This is a genomic window from Nocardioides zeicaulis (assembly GCF_042432345.1).
Classification (GTDB): domain Bacteria; phylum Actinomycetota; class Actinomycetes; order Propionibacteriales; family Nocardioidaceae; genus Nocardioides; species Nocardioides zeicaulis.
This window is the reverse complement of sequence record NZ_JBHLXH010000001.1, coordinates 26,784-44,366: the sequence shown is the minus strand read 5'-3', so window position 1 is coordinate 44,366 and position 17,583 is coordinate 26,784. Positions and strand designations below refer to the sequence as shown.

General features: G+C 73.8%; 20 protein-coding genes and 1 riboswitch. Of the genes, 11 read left to right on the top strand and 9 right to left on the bottom strand.

What is annotated here, in order from left to right; all coding sequences use genetic code 11:
- The 7 genes from ACFFJG_RS00235 to ACFFJG_RS00205 all read left to right on the top strand — a co-directional run.
- A partial coding sequence (locus tag ACFFJG_RS00235) for a M20/M25/M40 family metallo-hydrolase (protein ID WP_378516606.1) occupies nt 1–805 on the top strand: 805 nt, incomplete at its 5' end.
- Nucleotides 806–940: 135 nt separating this feature from the next.
- A riboswitch (FMN riboswitch) is annotated at nt 941–1,070 on the top strand.
- Between the two features lie 92 nt (nt 1,071–1,162).
- A complete protein-coding gene (gene ribD, locus ACFFJG_RS00230) occupies nt 1,163–2,197 on the top strand; it encodes a bifunctional diaminohydroxyphosphoribosylaminopyrimidine deaminase/5-amino-6-(5-phosphoribosylamino)uracil reductase RibD (protein ID WP_378516605.1) in 1,035 nt (344 codons plus the stop codon).
- Nucleotides 2,197–2,823: a riboflavin synthase gene (locus ACFFJG_RS00225; protein ID WP_378516604.1), complete on the top strand. Its 627-nt coding sequence runs from the start codon at nt 2,197–2,199 to the stop codon at nt 2,821–2,823. The genes ribD and ACFFJG_RS00225 overlap by 1 nt, the downstream gene beginning before the upstream one ends.
- On the top strand, nt 2,823–3,521 hold the full coding sequence (pnuC, locus tag ACFFJG_RS00220) for a nicotinamide riboside transporter PnuC (protein WP_378516603.1): 699 nt from the start codon (nt 2,823–2,825) through the stop codon (nt 3,519–3,521). The genes ACFFJG_RS00225 and pnuC overlap by 1 nt, the downstream gene beginning before the upstream one ends.
- Nucleotides 3,518–4,768, top strand: a complete 1,251-nt coding sequence (locus ACFFJG_RS00215) for a bifunctional 3,4-dihydroxy-2-butanone-4-phosphate synthase/GTP cyclohydrolase II (protein ID WP_378516602.1) — start codon at nt 3,518–3,520, stop codon at nt 4,766–4,768. The genes pnuC and ACFFJG_RS00215 overlap by 4 nt, the downstream gene beginning before the upstream one ends.
- Nucleotides 4,765–5,244 carry a 6,7-dimethyl-8-ribityllumazine synthase gene (gene ribH / locus ACFFJG_RS00210; RefSeq protein ID WP_378516601.1) on the top strand — a complete coding sequence of 160 codons (480 nt, stop codon included), beginning with the start codon at nt 4,765–4,767 and terminating at the stop codon, nt 5,242–5,244. Before ACFFJG_RS00215 ends, ribH begins: the two co-directional genes overlap by 4 nt.
- Nucleotides 5,245–5,309: 65 nt before the next feature.
- The gene (locus tag ACFFJG_RS00205) at nt 5,310–6,320 is read left to right on the top strand and encodes a LacI family DNA-binding transcriptional regulator (protein WP_378516600.1); all 1,011 of its coding nucleotides are present in this window, start codon (nt 5,310–5,312) and stop codon (nt 6,318–6,320) included.
- 3 nt (nt 6,321–6,323) lie between these two features.
- Here the strand turns inward: ACFFJG_RS00205 and ACFFJG_RS00200 are convergent, their stop codons facing one another.
- From ACFFJG_RS00200 to ACFFJG_RS00185, 4 genes are read right to left on the bottom strand one after another with little or no spacing between them, the layout of a single operon-like run.
- Nucleotides 6,324–8,615 carry a beta-xylosidase/alpha-l-arabinosidase gene (locus tag ACFFJG_RS00200; RefSeq protein WP_378516599.1) on the bottom strand — a complete coding sequence of 764 codons (2,292 nt, stop codon included), beginning with the start codon at nt 8,613–8,615 and terminating at the stop codon, nt 6,324–6,326.
- 38 nt (nt 8,616–8,653) lie between these two features.
- A complete protein-coding gene (locus tag ACFFJG_RS00195) occupies nt 8,654–9,484 on the bottom strand; it encodes a carbohydrate ABC transporter permease (RefSeq protein ID WP_378516598.1) in 831 nt (276 codons plus the stop codon).
- On the bottom strand, nt 9,481–10,347 hold the full coding sequence (locus ACFFJG_RS00190; RefSeq protein WP_378516597.1) for a carbohydrate ABC transporter permease: 867 nt from the start codon (nt 10,345–10,347) through the stop codon (nt 9,481–9,483). Before ACFFJG_RS00190 ends, ACFFJG_RS00195 begins: the two co-directional genes overlap by 4 nt.
- A 50-nt stretch (nt 10,348–10,397) precedes the next feature.
- The gene (locus tag ACFFJG_RS00185; protein WP_378516596.1) at nt 10,398–11,693 is read right to left on the bottom strand and encodes an ABC transporter substrate-binding protein; all 1,296 of its coding nucleotides are present in this window, start codon (nt 11,691–11,693) and stop codon (nt 10,398–10,400) included.
- A 126-nt stretch (nt 11,694–11,819) separates the two neighbouring features.
- Here ACFFJG_RS00185 and ACFFJG_RS00180 point away from each other — a divergent pair, with 126 nt between their 5' ends.
- A complete protein-coding gene (locus ACFFJG_RS00180; RefSeq protein WP_378516595.1) occupies nt 11,820–12,389 on the top strand; it encodes a polysaccharide deacetylase family protein in 570 nt (189 codons plus the stop codon).
- Between the two features lie 6 nt (nt 12,390–12,395).
- On the opposite strand, the gene ACFFJG_RS00175 is transcribed toward ACFFJG_RS00180, so the two are convergent.
- Nucleotides 12,396–12,668, bottom strand: a complete 273-nt coding sequence (locus ACFFJG_RS00175; RefSeq protein ID WP_378516594.1) for a DUF3072 domain-containing protein — start codon at nt 12,666–12,668, stop codon at nt 12,396–12,398.
- Nucleotides 12,669–12,772: 104 nt separating this feature from the next.
- Between ACFFJG_RS00175 and ACFFJG_RS00170 the strand changes: the two genes are divergently transcribed.
- Genes ACFFJG_RS00170 through ACFFJG_RS00160 form a run of 3 tightly spaced genes read left to right on the top strand, consistent with a single transcriptional unit; the run spans nt 12,773 to nt 14,370 of the window.
- Nucleotides 12,773–13,036, top strand: coding sequence for a phosphoribosyl-ATP diphosphatase (locus ACFFJG_RS00170; protein WP_378516593.1), 264 nt, complete (start codon nt 12,773–12,775; stop codon nt 13,034–13,036).
- A 19-nt stretch (nt 13,037–13,055) separates the two neighbouring features.
- Entirely contained in the window at nt 13,056–13,901 is an 846-nt protein-coding gene (hisG, locus tag ACFFJG_RS00165; protein ID WP_378516592.1) for an ATP phosphoribosyltransferase, read from the top strand.
- Nucleotides 13,885–14,370 (top strand): PH domain-containing protein, encoded by a 486-nt coding sequence (locus ACFFJG_RS00160; protein ID WP_378516591.1) that lies wholly within the window; start codon nt 13,885–13,887, stop codon nt 14,368–14,370. Before hisG ends, ACFFJG_RS00160 begins: the two co-directional genes overlap by 17 nt.
- Nucleotides 14,371–14,391: 21 nt before the next feature.
- Here ACFFJG_RS00160 and ACFFJG_RS00155 read toward each other — a convergent pair whose 3' ends face one another.
- From ACFFJG_RS00155 to ACFFJG_RS00140, 4 genes are read right to left on the bottom strand one after another with little or no spacing between them, the layout of a single operon-like run.
- Nucleotides 14,392–15,297, bottom strand: coding sequence for an aldose 1-epimerase family protein (locus ACFFJG_RS00155; RefSeq protein ID WP_378516590.1), 906 nt, complete (start codon nt 15,295–15,297; stop codon nt 14,392–14,394).
- A gap of 10 nt (nt 15,298–15,307) precedes the next feature.
- Entirely contained in the window at nt 15,308–15,832 is a 525-nt protein-coding gene (locus tag ACFFJG_RS00150; protein ID WP_378516589.1) for a uridine kinase family protein, read from the bottom strand.
- A gap of 22 nt (nt 15,833–15,854) precedes the next feature.
- On the bottom strand, nt 15,855–17,072 hold the full coding sequence (locus ACFFJG_RS00145; protein ID WP_378516588.1) for an amino acid deaminase/aldolase: 1,218 nt from the start codon (nt 17,070–17,072) through the stop codon (nt 15,855–15,857).
- On the bottom strand, nt 17,069–17,533 hold the full coding sequence (locus ACFFJG_RS00140) for a hypothetical protein (RefSeq protein ID WP_378516587.1): 465 nt from the start codon (nt 17,531–17,533) through the stop codon (nt 17,069–17,071). The genes ACFFJG_RS00145 and ACFFJG_RS00140 overlap by 4 nt, the downstream gene beginning before the upstream one ends.
- Nucleotides 17,534–17,583: the final 50 nt, after the last annotated feature.

Below are 17,583 nucleotides of genomic sequence, written 5' to 3'. Positions count from 1 at the left end.
CGCCGACTGCTCCGAGGCGGGCGGCGAGGTCGGCGGCTTCTCCGCCACCGTCCGTGGCCGCCGGGTGTACCTCATCGAGGCGGCGGAGAAGGGCATGGCCTGGATGCGGCTCACCGCCCGCGGTCGTGCCGGGCACGGCTCGATGATCAACGGCGACAACGCCGTCACCCGCCTCGCGGGCGCCGTCGCGCGGATCGGCGCCCACCAGTGGCCGGTGCGGCTGACCCCGACCATGGAGGTCCTGCTGGCCACCGTCGGCGAGCTCGCCGGCACCGAGGCCACCCCCGACAACGCCGAGGCCCTCGTCGAGGAGTTCGGCGACGCCGCCCGGATGCTCGGCGCGGTCATCCGCAACACCGCGAACCCCACGATGCTCGGCGCCGGCTACAAGACCAACGTCATCCCGACCGAGGCCCGCGCCACGGTCGACGGCCGGTTCCTGCCCGGCTACGAGGACGAGTTCTTCGCCACGCTGCGCGAGCTGGCCGGCGACGGCATCGAGTTCGACTTCGAGTCGCACCAGCAGCCCTGGGAGACGCCGTACGACGGCGACCTGGTGGACGCGATGACCCGCAGCCTGCTGGCCGAGGACCCCGACGCGCTGGTCGCGCCCTACACGATGAGCGGCGGCACCGACGCCAAGCACTTCCGCAAGCTCGGGATGCGCTCCTACGGCTTCGCGCCGCTGCGGCTGCCTGCCGACCTCGACTTCACCGCGCTGTTCCACGGAGTCGACGAGCGGGTGCCGGTCGACGCCCTGGAGTTCGGTGCCCGCGTCTTCGACCGGTTCCTCGACCAGGTCTGAGCCGCGACCGCCCCTGGCGGGGTGATCGCCCCCACCGACCGGGTGCACGGAAGATGTTGCGCACGTCACCGGCGGACGCCGGTGAGGGAATGCCGGGGGCTGTGGCACAGTTGCGACCTGCAACGAAGCTTGAGCAAGCGTGCTCTGGGGGCGGTGGAACTCCGCACCGGCGGTGAAAGTCCGCGACCCGGCCACAGCCAGTGGCCGGTTGACCAGGTGGAACTCCTGGACCGACGGTCAAAGTCCGGATGAGAAGCGCACGCGACCGACCGCACGACCTCCTCGACCGGACCTCCGACCGAGGCGTGCTCGTCGTCCAGCCCCCACGAGTCCGCTCCCACGGACCGGAGGCAGGACATGACGACCAATGACGCCGAGCGCCGCGCGATGCGCCGTGCGCTCGAGCTGGCGGTCACGCCCGGCGTCCCCCTCGGCCCCAACCCCCGCGTCGGCTGCGTCCTGCTCGCCCCCGACGGGTCCACGATCGCGGAGGGCTTCCACCGCGGGGCCGGCACGCCGCACGCCGAGGCCGCCGCGCTGGCCGAGGCCGGCGCCGCCGCGCGGGGAGCCACCGCCGTGGTCACCCTCGAGCCGTGCAACCACACCGGCCGCACGGGCCCGTGCAGCGAGGCGCTCATCGCCGCCGGCGTGCGGCGCGTCGTCTTCGCCCAGCCCGACTCCAACCCGATCGCCGTCGGCGGCGCGCGTCGGCTGCGGGAGGCCGGGGTCGAGGTGGTCGGGGCGGAGATGATCGAGGAGGCGCAGGCGATCAACCGCACCTGGACCTTCGCGCTCATGCGCCGGCGCCCGTTCGTGACCTGGAAGTTCGCCACCACCCTCGACGGTCGCAGCGCGGCCGCCGACGGCACGAGCCGCTGGGTCTCGAGCACCGCCTCGCGCCGCGACACCCACCGCCTGCGCGCCCAGTGCGACACGATGCTGGTCGGCTCGGGCACCGTGGTCGTCGACGACCCCGAGCTCACCGTCCGCGACGACGCCGACGAGCCGGTGGCGGTCCAGCCGCTGCGCGCCGTCATGGGCCTGCGCGACCTGCCGGCGGGGCGTCGGATCCTCAACGACCGCGCCGAGACCGTGCACCTGCGCACCCGTGACCCGCGCGAGGCGCTGGCGATGCTCCACGAGCGCCAGCGCCAGCACGTCTTCCTCGAGGGCGGGCCGACCCTGGCCCGCGCGTTCCTCGAGGCCGACCTGGTCGACGAGGTCGTCGCCTACGTCGCACCGATGCTGCTCGGCTCCGGCGCGTCCGCCGTGGCCGACCTCGGCATCACCACCATGACCGACGCCCTGCACCTGCACGTCACCGACGTGACGGTCCTGCAGGGCCACGACGGTGAGGACACCAACGTGCGCCTCACCATGAGGAGGACCTGATGTTCACCGGGATCGTCGAGGAGCTCGGCACCGTCGCCGCAGTCGTCGACCAGGGCGACGCCATCCGGCTCACCATCGAGGCCGCCACCGTGCTCGAGGGAACGGGCCTGGGCGACTCCATCTCCGTCAACGGCTGCTGCCTCACGGTCGCCGAGCTCGGCGAGGGCCGCTGGACCGCCGACGTCATGCAGGAGACCCTCGACAAGACCTCGCTGCGCGGCGTCGTCCCGGGCGACCGGGTCAACCTCGAGCGCGCGGTCACCGTCGACAAGCGGCTCGGCGGCCACATCGTCCAGGGCCACGTCGACGGCGTCGGCGAGATCGTCTCCCGCTCGCCCAGCGAGCACTGGGACGTCGTGGAGGTCTCGCTCCCCGGCCACCTCGCGCGCTACCTCGTCGACAAGGGCTCGATCACGGTGGACGGCGTCAGCCTCACCGTCGTCGAGGCCTTCGAGGACAGCTTCACCGTCAGCCTGATCCCCGAGACCCTCGCCCGCACCACGCTCGGATCGCGCAGGCCCGGCGACCGGGTCAACCTCGAGGCCGACGTCATCGCCAAGCACGTCGAGAAGCTGCTCGGCGCCCACCTCCCCACCCACCGTTCCACGAATGACGAGGAAGACTGATGAACGACCTGCTCGAGTGGCTCGTCCACGGCACCATCCCGGTTCCCGGGGGCGAGCTCGGCGCCCGCGAGGTGATCGGCAACCTGTTCGGGCTCGCCAGCGCGATCCTCGGCATGAAGCGCTTCGTGTGGGCCTGGCCGGTCGGCCTGGTCGGCAACGTGCTGCTGTTCACCGTCTTCGCCACCGGTGAGCTCTCCGGCCACATCGACGAGCCGCTGTGGGGCCAGGCCGGGCGCCAGGTCTTCTTCGCCGTCGTGTCGCTCTACGGCTGGTGGCGCTGGTCGCAGGTGCGCACGCACGGCGGCGCCTCCGACGGGGGCGCGATCGCGCCGCGCTGGGCGACCAGCGCCGAGCGCCTGCAACTGCTCGCGCTGGGCGTCGTGGGCTACGCCGCGGCGTACGTCCTGCTGACGCAGGTGCTCGGCTCCTACGGCCCGTCCACCGAGGCGTGGATCCTCGCCGGGTCGATGCTCGCGACCTACGGCATGGCCCGCGGGTGGGTGGAGTTCTGGCTGGTCTGGATCCTGGTCGACGTCGTCGGCGTCACGACGCTCATCCAGGCCGGCTACTACCCGACGGCCGGGATGTACCTCTTCTACGCCTGCTTCGTCGTGGTCGGCTTCGTGGTGTGGCTGCGCGACGCGCGCAGCGTGGTCGACACCAGCACGGTGGACGAGGACGAGGCGGTCCCGGCATGAGCGGGACGGTCCGGCTCGACCCCGTGGAGCGGGCGGTCGCGGACATCGCGGCCGGCCGGGCCGTCGTGGTGGTCGACGACGAGGACCGCGAGAACGAGGGCGACATCATCTTCGCGGCCGCCAAGGCGACACCGGAGCTGATGGCCTTCACCATCCGGCACTCCAGCGGCGTGATCTGCGTGCCGATGCCCGGCGACATGCTGGAGCGGCTGGAGATCCCGCTGATGACGCCGCACAACAAGGACCGGCTCCGCACGGCCTACACGATCTCCGTCGACGCCCGCGACGGCGTCAGCACCGGCATCAGCGCCGCCGACCGTGCCCACACCGCCCGGGTGCTGGCCGACTCCGCGACCGAGCCGTGGGAGCTCACCCGTCCCGGCCACGTGTTCCCCCTGCGCTACCGGGAGGGCGGCGTGCTGGTGCGCCGCGGGCACACGGAGGCCGCGGTCGACCTCGCCCGCCTCGCCGGGCTGACGCCCGCCGGCGTGCTGGTGGAGGTCGTCAACGACGACGGCACCATGAAGCGCGCCCCCGAGCTGCGCGCCTTCGCCGACGAGCACGGGCTGGCGATGATCTCCATCGAGGACCTCGTCCGCCACCGGCGACGCCACGAGCGCCACGTCGAGCGGGTCGCGGAGACCCGGCTGCCGACGCGGCACGGCGACTTCACCGCCTACGGCTACCGGATCACCATCGACGGCAGCGAGCACGTCGCGCTGGTGCACGGCGACGTCAGCGGCCCCGAGCCGGTGCTCACCCGCGTGCACAGCGAGTGCCTGACCGGCGACGTGTTCGGCAGCCAGCGCTGCGACTGCGGCCCCCAGCTCGACGAGGCGCTCGCCGCCGTCGTCGCGGAGGGCAGGGGAGTGGTGGTCTACCTGCGCGGGCACGAGGGCCGCGGCATCGGCCTCGTCGCCAAGCTGCAGGCCTACCAGCTCCAGGACGGCGGCCGCGACACGGTCGACGCGAACCTCGACCTCGGCCTGCCCGCCGACGCACGCCACTACGGCACCGCGACCCAGGTCCTGCGCGACCTCGGCATCGCGTCGGTCCGGCTGATGACCAACAACCCCGACAAGACCGCCAGCCTGGAGGACTTCGGGGTCCACGTGGCCGAGCGGGTCCCGCTGACCCCGCACCCCAACGACCACAACGTGGGCTACCTGCTCACCAAGCGCGACCGGATGGGCCACGACCTGCCCGACCTGACCGACCCGACCGACCCCGAGGGAGACCACGCATGAGCGGACACGGAGCACCCGTCCCCGAGCCCGTCGACGGCAGCGGGCTGCGCGTCGCCGTGGTCGCGGCGAGCTGGCACACCGAGGTGATGGACGGACTGCTGGCCGGTGCGGACCGGATGCTCGCGGCGTGCGGCGTCGTCGACCCCGCGGTCGTGCGCGTCCCCGGGACGTTCGAGCTGCCCGTCGCCGCCGACGCCGCGGCCCGCGCCGGGTACGACGCGGTGGTGGCGCTCGGCGTCGTCGTCCGCGGCGGCACGCCCCACTTCGACTACGTCTGCTCCGCCGCCACCCAGGGGCTGACCCGCGTGGGCCTCGACCACGGGGTGCCTGTCGGGTTCGGCGTCCTCACCTGCGACACCGACCAGCAGGCCCTCGACCGCGCCGGGCTCGAGGGCTCGACGGAGGACAAGGGCGCCGAGGCGGCCCACGCCGCGGTCTCCACCGCGCTCGTCCTGCGCACGCTGGCGCAGCGCTGAGGCCGGCCGGGCGGGGCACGGCGCGGAGCGGACGCGGCAGCGTCGCGCGCGGCTAGGATCCGGCCATGAGCCAGTCGGGACGGGTCAAGATGGCCGACGTCGCGCGGGAGGCCGGCGTCTCGGTCGCCACCGTCTCGAAGGTCGTCAACGGGCGCTGGGGCGTGTCCGCCGCCACGGTCGAGCGGGTGCTGGCCGTGGTCGGCGACCTCGGCTACGAGGCCAGTCTCGGCGCGAGCAGCCTGCGCAGCCACCGCACCAACGTGCTCGGCGTGCTGCTCGCCGAGTTCGAGCCGTTCAGCACCGAGCTGCTCAAGGGCGTCTCGGAGGCCGTGGGCCACACCGACTTCGAGCTGCTCGCCTTCTCCGGCGGCCGCTCGGGTGGCGGGGTCGGCTGGGAGCGCCGCTCCCTGGCGCGCCTGGGCGGCTCGCTGGTCGACGGTGCGATCGTGGTCACGCCCACCGTGGTCGACGCGGGCAACGGCATCCCGGTGGTCGCGGTCGACCCCCACACCGGTCCCTCCGAGGTCCCGACGGTCGACTCCGACAACCTCGCCGGCGCCATGAGCGCGGTCGAGCACCTCATCGGGCTCGGCCACCGCAGGATCGCCCACCTGGCCGGTCGCGACGACCTGGAGTCGGCGCGGCTGCGCGAGGAGGGGTTCCGGCGTGCGATGGCCGCGGCCGGGCTCGCCGTCGACGAGTCGCTCGTGCGGGTCGGCGGCTACCGCGCCGAGTCGGCGGACGCGGTGGTCAGGGAGATGCTCACCGGTGCCGACCGCCCCACCGCGGTCTTCGCCGCCAACGACCTCACCGCGATCCACACGATGGCGGTGGCCGCCGAGCTGGGCCTGCGGGTGCCCGACGACCTGTCGGTGGTCGGCTTCGACAACGTCCCGGAGTCGGCGCTCACCGACCCCGGGCTGACCACGGTGGCCCAGCCGCTGCACGAGATGGGACGGCGGGCCGTCGAGGTCCTCGTCGAGCTCCTGCAGGACGGCGCGGACGGGGAGCCCGCCCACGTCCGGCTACCCACGCAGCTGGTGGTGCGCCAGTCGTGCGCCGCCCCGCCGCGCTGACGCTCACCGGCAGCGGGTCGTGGTGACCCGTCGGTCCGCCAGCCCGACCCGGTGCACCGGCCCCGCCAGGTCGACCTCGTGGACGTCTCCGGCCGGAGGCTGCGACGTGCCGGTCCACAGCAGCAGCGTCCCGGGCTCGACGACGCGTGTGCCGTCGCGGCCGGTGAACGCCAGGCGCGCCGGCGGCACGTCCAGCTCGACCAGAGCGGTCGCGCCCGGCGCCAGCACCACGCGGCGGAAGCCGAGCAGCTGGGCCAGCGGCCGGGTCACGCTCGCCACCACGTCACGCCCGTAGAGCTGCACCACGTCGGCGCCGGCCCGGTCGCCGGTGTTGGTGACGCGCACGGTGACGCGGACGCCCGACCGGGTGCTCGCACCGTCCGCGACCTCGACCACCTCGCGCTCGAAGGAGGTGTAGGACAGGCCGTGCCCGAACGGCAGCGCCGGCTGCGTCGCCACGCTGCTCACCTCGACGTCACCGCCCAGGCGCGGGTGGAGGTAGCCGTAGGGCTGTGCGCCGGCCGACCGGGGCAGGGTGACGGGCAGGCGCCCGGACGGGTTCACCCGTCCCGACAGCACGCCCGCCACCGCCGGGGCGCCCTCCTCGCCGGGGAAGAACGCCTGGACGACCGCGGCGCAGGTCTCCAGCGCCCAGCCGATCGCGTAGGGGCGCCCGGACAGCACCACGAGGACGGTCGGCGTGCCGGTGGCCACGACCTGCTCGACCAGGAGCCGCTGCACGCCCGGGAGCTCGAGGTCGTCGGTGTCGCACCCCTCGCCCGACGTGCCGCGGCCGAAGAGGCCCGACTGGTCGCCCACCACGACGACGGCCACCGCCGCTGCCGCTGCGAGCTCCACGGCCTCGGCGAGGCCGGCGCTGTCGTCGCCGGTGACCGTGCACCCGGAGGCGTGCCGGACCTGCGCGCCCGGCAGCTCGCCGGCAAGCGCCTCGCGGACCGTGGCGACCTCGATGCCGACGGGCACGCCGGGGTGCTGGGGGAGCACGTGGTTGGCGAACGCGTAGCACCCGAACATCGCCTCGACCCGGTCGGCGTTCGGGCCCACGAGCGCGATCGACGGCGGGGCGGCGAGGGGAAGCACGCCGTCGTTGGCGAGCAGCACCACCGACTCCTCGGCCAGCCGGCGGGCGACGTCGCGGTGGTGCGGGGTGTCGAGGTCTACCCGTGCCGGCGGACCGTCGTCGGGCGCCGCGTCGAGGAGACCGAGGTCGGCCTTCTGGCGCAGCACCCGCTCGACCGCGCGGTCGACGTGGGCCTCCGGCACGCGACCGGTGCGCACCGCCTCGGCGAGGGGGGCCAGATAGGCGTTGCCGGTGGGCAGCTCGACGTCGATGCCGGCGCCGAGCGCCTGGCCCGCAGCGTCGGCGAGGTCGCCCGCGACGTCGTGGAGGTGGTGGAGGAAGGCGATGGAGTAGTAGTCGGCCACGACGGTGCCCTCGAAGCCCCACTGCTCGCGCAGCAGGCCGGTCAGCAGCGCCGGGTCGGCGGCGACCGGGAGCCCGTCGATCTCGGCGTACGAGTTCATCACCGACCGCACCCCGCCGTCGAGGACCGCCATCTCGAAGGGCGGCAGCAGCACGTCGGCGAGCTCGCGCGGGCCGACGTGCACCGGGGCGAAGTTGCGTCCCGCGGCGGACGCCGAGTAGCCGACGAAGTGCTTGAGGGTGGCGTGCACGCCGCTCGACTGCAGCCCGGTGACGTAGGACGTCCCGAGCACGCCGACGAGGTACGGGTCCTCGCCCAGGCACTCCTCGACACGACCCCAGCGCGGGTCGCGCACGACGTCGAGCACCGGCGCCAGCCCCTGGTGGATCCCGAGCTCGCGCATGGAGGCGCCGATGGCGGCGGCCATCTCGTGGACGAGGTCGGGGTCGAAGCTCGCCCCCCACGCCAGCGGCGTGGGAAAGGTCGCCGCGCGCCAGGCGGCCAGCCCGGTGAGGCACTCCTCGTGCACCAGCGCCGGGATGCCGAGGCGGGTCTCCTCGACCAGGCGCCGCTGGAACGCCCACAGCCACGCGGCTCGCTCCACCGGGTCGACGGGCGTGGTGCCGTACACGCGGGTCAGCTGGCCCAGGCCGTGCTGCACGGCGGCCTCGAGCGTGGACTCGCCGGCGAAGTCGCCCTGCAGCGGCGCCACGGCGTCGCCGTCGCCCTGGTCCCAGAAGCCCACCAGCTGCGCCAGCTTCTCCTCCAGCGTCATCCGCGCGAGCAGCTCGCTCGCGTGGTCGGCCGCCCGAGCGGTCGCCCGGGAGGTCGGAGAGGTCACGTCGGTCACGTGGGTCGCCTTTCTGTGGTGGCTCGAGAGGGGGGCGCTCAGCCCTTGACCGCGCCCTGCAGCCCGCCGACGATGCGGCGCTGGAGGACGAGGAAGAAGGCGAGGGCCGGGATCATGGCCAGGGTGGTGAACGCGAACACCCCGGCGGTGTCGGAGGAGTACTGCGTCGAGAAGTCCGCCACCCCGAGCGGCAGGGTCTTGCGGTCGCCCTGGAGCAGCAGCAGGGGCAGCAGGTAGGCGTTCCAGGAGCCGACGAAGGCCAGCACCCCGACCGTCACCACGCCCGGCATCGACAGCGGCACCGCGATGCGCCAGAAGAAGCCGATCCGCGAGACGCCGTCGAGGGCGGCGGCCTCCTCCAGCTCGAGGGGCAGCGCCATCAGGAACGGGCGCAGGATCACCACGGTGACCGGCAGGGCGAACGCCGCCTGGGGGAGCGCGACGCCCCACCAGGTGTTGCCGAGCTGGAGGTCGCGGGTGACCAGGACGAACAGCGGGATGATCGCCACGGTCAGCGGGAAGAGCAGCCCGAGCACGAACACCAGGTAGACCACCTCGCGGCCCCGGAAGTGGAAGCGGGCGAGGGGGTAGGCCGCCATGAGGCCCAGGACGACGGTCACGAGCGTCGTCACCGTGGCGATCACGGTGGAGTTGAGGGCGTATGTCCAGAACGTCCCGCTGGTGAGGACCGCCCGGTAGTTGTCGAGCACCCACGGCCTCGGCAGCCCGGCGGGGTCGGCCGCGAGCTGGGCGTTGGTGCGGAAGCCGCCCAGCACGGCGTAGAGCACCGGACCGAGCGTCAGCGCCACGACGACGAGCGAGGCCAGCCACACCAGCGGCGTGCCGCCGTCCTGCCGCCGCCGGGTCACGACGTCACCTCGACGCGGGTGTCGCGGCGCAGCACCAGCAGCTGGTAGGCGAGGGCCATCACCAGCGCCACCACGAACAGCACGACGGACGCGGCCGCGGCGATGCCGTAGTTCTGGCGCTTCGTGCCCTCGGTGACGAGGAACGTCGCCATCGTGGTGGTCGCGTTGGCCGGCCCCCCGCCGGTGAGGATCCACACGATGTCGAAGAGCTGCACCGACCCGATCATCGACAGGAAGGCCCACACGCGGATGGTCGGTCCCAGCAGCGGCACGGTGATCCGCCGCTGCACCTGCCACCAGCCGGCGCCGTCGATCTGGGCGGCCTCCACCAGCTCGTCGGGCACGCCCTGCAGGCCGGCCAGGAAGAGCAGCACGGCCAGGCCCAGGTACTTCCACGTGAGCACCACGAACACGGTGATCAGCGCCCGGTCGGGCGTGCCGAGCCAGCCCTGCTCGGGCCCGTCGAGGCCCACGGCGCCGAGCAGCGAGTCGACGACGCCGTACTCCGGCTGGAGCAGCTGGAACCACACGACCCCGGCGATCACCTCGGCGAGAACGTAGGGCACGAAGATCACTGTGCGCAGCACGCCCTGCCCGCGCATCCGGCGGTTGAGGAGCAGCGCGATCGCGAGGCCGAGCGGGAGCTGCACGGCAACCGAGAGCACCACGATCACCATGTTGTGGACGAACGCGTCGGTGAAGACGTCGTTGCCCAGGACGGTGGTGTAGTTGCGGAGCCCGACGAAGTCGACGAGCGGGCCGAACCCCTTCCACCGGTAGAAGGAGAACTGGACAGCCCGCAGGATCGGCCAGACGACGAAGAGGGCGAACAGGGCCAGGGCCGGGGTGACGAAGAACGCCACCTCCAGCGCCTGCCGCGCGCCCCCCGGTCGACGACGGGGGGTCGGCGCGCTCACCCCTCGGCGTCGGCCGCGGCCTGCGTGGCCTCGACCACGTCCTGGGAGGTGGCCTGCCCGGCGAACATCAGGGCGATGGCGTCGTTCATCGCACCGCCGACCGAGGCACCGAAGGCCGTGTCGAAGTAGAGCTGGACGTAGGGGGCGTCGTCGCGCACCTCGAGCAGCGAGGCGAGCGCCGGGTCGGAGACGGCGTCGCCGGCGGCCGGGTTGGTGGGCAGTCCCATGTCGTTCTCGGCGAAGCCGCGCTGCACGTCGTCGCTGAGCAGGTAGTTGACGAAGTCCACGGCCACGTCGGGCGCACCCTGCGAGACCGCCCACGCGTCGCCGCCGCCGAGCGCGGCGGCCGGGTCGCCCTCGCCGCCGTCGACCGACGGGAACGCGAACCAGCCGAGGTCGTCGTCGAGCCCGGAGCCGTCCTCGGTCAGGCCCTGCATCACGCCCGGCTCCCAGTGGCCCTGCATCTCCATCGCGACCTTGCCGGTGGCGAGGAGGCCGGACGCGCTGGTCGGGCCCGTCTGGGCGGACGTGGACAGGAAGCCCTTGTTGAACGGGTCGGCCGCCACCAGCTCCTCGACGTCGTCACCGGCCCGCACGAAGCAGTCGTCGGAGAAGTCGAGCGAGGTCACCGCGTCGGACAGCACGTCCTGGGAGCACTCACGCAGCGAGAAGTAGTACCAGTAGTGGGCGGCCGGCCACGCGTCTCCGGCCCCGACCGACAGCGGGGTCACGCCGGCGTCCTCGAGCTGGTCGACGACGTCGTACATCTCGTCCCAGGAGGCCGGCGGCGAGGAGATGCCCGCCTCCTCGAACATCGCCTTGTCGTACCAGAAGCCGACCACGCCGAGGGAGAACGGCAGGGCGTAGGTGCGGTCGTCGACCTGCCACCCGGCGACCGAGCCGCCGAGCGTGTCGATGACGTCGGCGGAGTCCTCGGAGAGGTCACGGGTCAGGCCCGCCTCGACGTGGTCGGCGAGCTCGCCGCCGCCGCGCTCCATGTAGACGTCGGGGGTGTCGCCGCTCTGGAACGCGGCGTCGAGCTTGGTGAGCATGTCCTCGTGCTGGAGGGCCTGGATCTCCACGGTGACGCCGGGGTGGTCGTCCTCGAAGTCGGCCGCCACCTGCTCGTAGTAGCCCTTGCCCGGGTCGTTGTTGGAGTTGTGCCACCAGGTGATCGTGCTGTCGTCGCCGGACGACGCGTCGCTGCCTCCGCCGCACGCGGCCAGCAGGCAGGCGACGACGCCCACCGCGGTGCCGGTGGCCAGGGTGCGCAGGGTCGGGATCTGCTTCATCGAGGACTCCTCGGGTCGACGTGCGGGTCCACCGGCCAGCGGAAGAGTGCGACCGACGTCACACCAACGTGGCATCCTCGACGCATGGTGTCAATCGTTGTCGATAACGTTTTCGCTGAGCGGTCCGTGGCGCTCACGGTCGACGACGGCCCGAACGGCTCCGACACCCGTGCGGTGCTCGACCTCCTCGGTGAGCACGGCGTCCGGGCGACGTTCTGCCTGGTGGGGAGCCGCGTGCGCGCCCCCGGTGGCGCCGACCTGGTGCGCCGGATCGCCCGGGAGGGGCACGGGCTGGGCAACCACGCGTGGTCCTACGCCGACCTCGGCACGTGGTCGAGCGCCCGCGTGCGCGAGTCGCTCGTCGCGACGACCGCGGCGATCGGCGAGGCGCTCGGTGACCCCCGTCCGCCCGTGCCGTGGTTCCGGGCGCCCAACGGCAGCTGGGGGAGGAGCGCGGGGGTGGCGCGCGAGCTCGGGATGCGTCCGCTGGACGTGGGCGCCACGATCGGCGACTGGCTCACCCAGGACGTCGGCGGGCTCGTCACCGCGCTGCGTCGAGCGGTGCGACCCGGCGGGATCGTCACGGTCCACGACGGAGGCGGCGACCGCTCCGGCACGGTCGCCGCCCTCGCCGAGGTCGTCCCCGAGCTGCTCGCCGGCGGCTGGCGGTTCACGCCACCGCCGGCGGACGGGTGAGGCGGGTCAGGAGGTCCGGTCGCTCCTGGCCTGGAGGCGGTCGATGTGCTCGGAGGCCTCCGCCTTGGTGAGGTCGCCGGGAAGCTCCTCGCCGGCCTCGCGGGCGAGCGTGTCGAGATAGCTCCGCTGGGCACCGGTCATCGGCTCGTCGCCGGTGACCCACTCCTCGGGGTCCTTGCGCGTGGTGTCGCCCTGCGGCCCGCCGAGGGTGTCCTCGGGGTCGCCGAGGCGGTCGGCGTCGGGGGCGGGATCGTTCGAAGGTGTGTTCGACTGGGTCATGGCTCGACCGTACGCCGCGTCTCCGACAGCGCCACCGCTCGAAGGGGTGGTCCGGGCGCGGACCCGTGGCGCGACGCCGGTCCGCCCGCAACTAGGCTGGGCCCGTGAAGACGTTCGAGGACCTGTGGTCGGAGCTGTCCACGAAGGCTGTTGAGCGCCCCGAGGGGTCCGGCACCGTGGCGGAGCTCGACGCCGGGGTCCATGCCATCGGCAAGAAGCTGCTGGAGGAGGCCGCGGAGTCCTGGATGGCGGCCGAGCACGAGGGCAAGGACGCGACCGCGCTGGAGATCAGCCAGCTGCTCTACCACGCGCAGGTCCTCATGCTGGCCTCCGGCCTAACCCTCGACGACGTCTACGCCCACCTGTGAGAGCCCCGGTGACCCGCCCATGACCCTCCGCATCGCCGTCCCCAACAAGGGGGCCCTGTCCCAGGCCGCCACGGAGATCCTCCGCGAGGCCGGCTACCGCCAGCGCTCGGACTCCAAGGAGCTCGCGCTCGTCGACACGGCCAACGACGTCGAGTTCTTCTACCTGCGCCCGCGCGACATCGCGCTCTACGTCGGCGAGGGCACCCTCGACGTCGGCATCACCGGCCGCGACCTGCTGCTCGACTCGGGCGCCAAGGCCGACGAGGTGATGACCCTCGGCTTCGGGCGCTCGCGCTTCCACTTCGCCGGACCGGCGGGCCGCTACTCCTCGCTCGACGACCTGGCCGGTCTGCGCATCGCCACCTCCTACGTCGGCGTGGTCGAGGACCACCTCTTCCGGCACGGCATCGACGCCACGGTGACCCGCCTCGACGGCGCGGTCGAGACCAGCATCCAGCTGGGCGTCGCCGACGTCATCGCCGACGTGGTGGAGACCGGCTCGACGCTGCGCGCGGCCGGGCTGGCCACCTTCGGCGAGGTCATCCTGGAGTCCGAGGCGGTGCTCATCGCCCGGGGCGGCGCGGTGCCCGACGACTTCGAGGTGTTCCGTCGCCGGATCGAGGGCGTCCTGGTCGCCCGCAGCTACGTGATGATGGACTACGACATCGAGGAGTCGAACCTCGAGCGCGCCACCCGGCTCGCGCCCGGTCGCGAGGGGCCGACGATCTCCCCGCTCGGGAAGTCCGGCTGGGTCGCGGTCCGCGTGATGGTGCCGCGCGCCGGCTCCCAGCGCCTGATGGACGACCTGTGGTCCACGGGCGCCCGCGCGATCCTGCTGACGGACATCAGTGCCTGCCGGCTCTGAGGCGCGGGCGGACCGCCCGCTCCCCAGCCTCCCGCACACCTGGCGCCCCTTCGGCGTCCGCGTGGCCGTGATCGGGGTCGGGCTGATGCTGCTCGCGGTGTGCGTGGCCGCCTGGTACGGCTTCGACCCGTCGGTGCGGGCCCGGTTCAGCGGGCTGCAGCGGTTCACCGTGCTGGCGATGGGCGCCGGTCTCGGCACCTGCGGGTGGGCGCTGGCGCGAGCGCGGCTCACGGCCCGGCGGGACTCGCTGCTGGTCGTCAACGGGTTCCGCACCCGGCAGCTGGAGTGGGCCGAGGTCGTGGGCGTGCACCTGCCGCCCGGCGCCCCCTGGGCGACGCTCGACCTCGCCGACGGCACCACCTTGTCGGCGATGGCGTTCCAGGGCTCCGACGGTCGTCGCGCGCGCGACGGCGTGCGCCAGCTGCGGGCGCTGCTCGACGCGGCCGGGCCCGGCGACGAGCGGCCCTAGCCGCCCAGGTGGCCTGGCCGCTCAGGTGGCCTGGATCCCCCAGGACGCCGACAGCTCGTCGCCGGCGGTGCCGGCGGGGGAGAGGGTGACCAGGTCGGTGCCGGAGTTGAACGCATCGGCAGGTGCGGTCATCGGCTCGACGGCGAGGCCGGGACGGGCCCCGTCCGCGGGCGGGGTGAAGACCTGGAGCCAGTGGTGGTGCTCGTCGACCCAGAGCTCGACGCCCCGACCGCTCGCGGGGTCGCGCAGGACGACCGTGGCCCGTCCGTCGACGCGGTCGAGGGAGCCGAAGGCCGTGTCCAGGCGGAGGTCGCCGATGCGCCGGGGCGAGGTGAAGTCGTACGGGTCGGCCACCGGCTCCGTGCCTGTCGGCACCAGCTGGTCGTCCACCACGAGGCGGGTGCGGGCGGGCACGGTCAGCTCGAGGTCCTCGATGCCGTCGCCCACGCGGAGGTAGGGGTGCGCGCCGCTGGCGTAGGGCGCGGGGGAGTCGGCGAGGTTGGTGGCCGTCTGCGTGACGACGAGCCCGTCGGCCGAGAGGTCGTAGCGCACGTGGAGGTCGAGCGTCCACGGGTAGCCGGTCTGGGCGAGCACGCGGTAGACCAGGGACACCGACGTCGCGGTGTGCTCCTCGAGCGACCACGACGCCCACCGAGCCAGGCCGTGGGAGGCGTTGCCGTGGCCCGGGTCGGTGAGGCCGAGCTGGTGGTCCTTGCCGCCGAAGGAGTACCGGCCGTCGCGGATCCGGTTGGGCCACGGCATGAGCAGCTGCCCGCGTCCACCGCTCGAGAGCTCGTCGGGTCCGAAGCCGTCGACCAGGTCGCGGCCGTGGTGGGTCAGGCTGCGCAGGGCGCCGCCGCTCTCGGTGACCACCGCGGCGTAGCCCGCCGCCGCGATCTCGTACTGCTCCCCGCTCGGCGACACCATGCCGGCCACCCTATGCGCCGGTGTCGACCACCAGGTCGGCGTGGTCGCGGGTGCCGAGCGCCGAGAAGAGGGCCTGCTCGTCGAGGCGCCACTGCTCCCAGTGCGGGCGCATCTGCTCGCCGTCGCGCGCGATCCCCCGGGCCAGGCGGACGGCCGACTCCGTCTCGACCCACACCAGCACACCCACGAGCGGCGCGATCGCCGGTGACCAGCAGCCGACGCCCTCCAGCACGAGGACGCCCCCGGGCGCCACGGTGTGCGACTCGGCCCAGTCGTCGGCCAGCCAGTCCCAGCGCCGCCACGTGCCCGGCTCGTCCCGGGCGAGCGGCCGGACGAGCCGCTCGACCGTGGCGGCCAGGCCCGGCAGGCCGCGCCAGCCCTGCAGCAGCTCGTCGCAGTGCACGACCGTTGCGGTCGGGAGGGCGACGCCGAGCGCGGCCGCCAGCGTCGTCTTGCCCGAGCCGGCGGGTCCGTCGACGCACACCAGCCGACCCGTGCCCAGCGTCGGCGGTCGCGACAGCAGCAGTCCGCTCACCTCTGCAGCGACGCGCTGGGGGTCAGAAGGCACGGTCGCAGCCGCGGTAGGAGGGCACGACGTCGACGACGGCCTCCCCGCGCACCAGGTGCACGTCGCGGACGTGCTCGAACAGCTCGCCCGACTTCGCGTGGCGGAACCAGACCAGGTCGCCGATCGAGAGCGTCGCGGCGGGGTGCCCGGTCAGCGGCGTCTGGACCTCGCCCGCCCCCTCCAGCCCGGTCAGGTGGAGGCCCGGCGGTGCCCACGGGACGGGGGAGCGGTCGGCACCCGTCGGCCCGCTCGCGATGAGCCCGCCCCCGTGGACGGTGACGACCTGCGGTGTCGGTCTCCGGCTGACCCGCAGCCCGAAGAACGCTGCGGGCCGCGGCTCGAACGAGGCGTAGTGGTCGAAGACGCCCGGCACGAGCAGGCCCGAGCCCGCGGCGATCTCGGTGACCGCGCGGTCGGCGGCCGTCGCCTCCACCGAGCCGGAGCCACCGCCGTTCCAGAACTCGAGGTCCGCGAGGGGTGCCAGGGCCTCGGCGACCTCGCGTCGGCGCACCTCGAGCTGCGCCATCGAGGCCTGCTTGAGGCGGCGCACGAGCAGCGACTTCGTGCGCTGGTCGGGCACGTCGTCCTGCACGCCGGCGACCTGACCCTCGTAGGTCATCACGCCGACGAGCCGGAAGCCGTCGCGCTCGACGACCCGGCGTGCCAGCGCGACGATGCCGGCGGTGTCGAAGAGCGGGGAGCGCTTGGGGCCGATGTGCTGGCCGCCCAGGCGGAGTCCGGCGTCGACGTCGAGGGCGACCCGCACGGGGACGGCCCGGGAGGCGCGGGTGGAGTCGACGACGTCGAGGAGGGCGACGTCGTCGACCATCAGGGTGATGGCGGCCGCCGCCGACGGCGAGGCGGTGAGCCGGGCGAGGGCGGCGGTGTCGACGCTGGGGTAGGCGACCACGATGTCGTCGCTGACGCCGGTCTCGTGCAGCCACAGCGCCTCGGCGACGGTGAAGGCCAGCACACCGGCGAACCCGTCGTGGTCGAGCGCCCGGCGGACCAGCGCGGGCACGCGCAACGACTTGGAGGCCACCCGCACCGGCTTGCCGGCGGCCCGTCGCACCAGGTCGTCGGCGTTCGCGTCGAACGCGTCGAGGTCGACGACCGCGATCGGCGTCGCCGGCGGCTCGGGCAGCGTGGCGACGGCGGCGCCGAGCCGCGACCACAGGCGGTTGCGGTCGACGAAGGAGTCGCTCACTCGATGCCCCGCTTCCGCAGCAGCGCCTCGATGTCGGCCATGTCGTCGTCGAGCACCGGCGCGCCGCGACCCGACCGGCCCGCCGTCGGCAGCTCCTCGGGCCGGGCCTGCCTCCCGCGTCCGGCGTCGGCGCCGCGCTTCCCGGCGGCCTGGCCGCGCGCGAGCTGGCGGTCACGGATGAAGCCGCTCACCACCAGGAGCAGCAGGGCCAGCCCGGCGAGCCCGACCCCTGTCCAGGTGCGCACGTCGAACACCAGGCCGGTGGCCCAGTCGGTGAGCGCGCTGCCGATCTCCACGACCGTGCGCAGGGTGCCGGTCAGCCAGGCGGCGGCGGGGAGCAGCGTGAAGCCCAGGGCCCGCAGGCCGTTGGCGGCCCCGCGGCGCCGGAACGCGATCCACGTCCAGATCGCCCCCGCGACGGTGAGCGCTGCGGTCAGTGCTGCCCAGGTCGTCTCCTCCACGGGCCCCACACTCCCACAGCGGACCACGCCTGCGGGACAATGACGGCGTG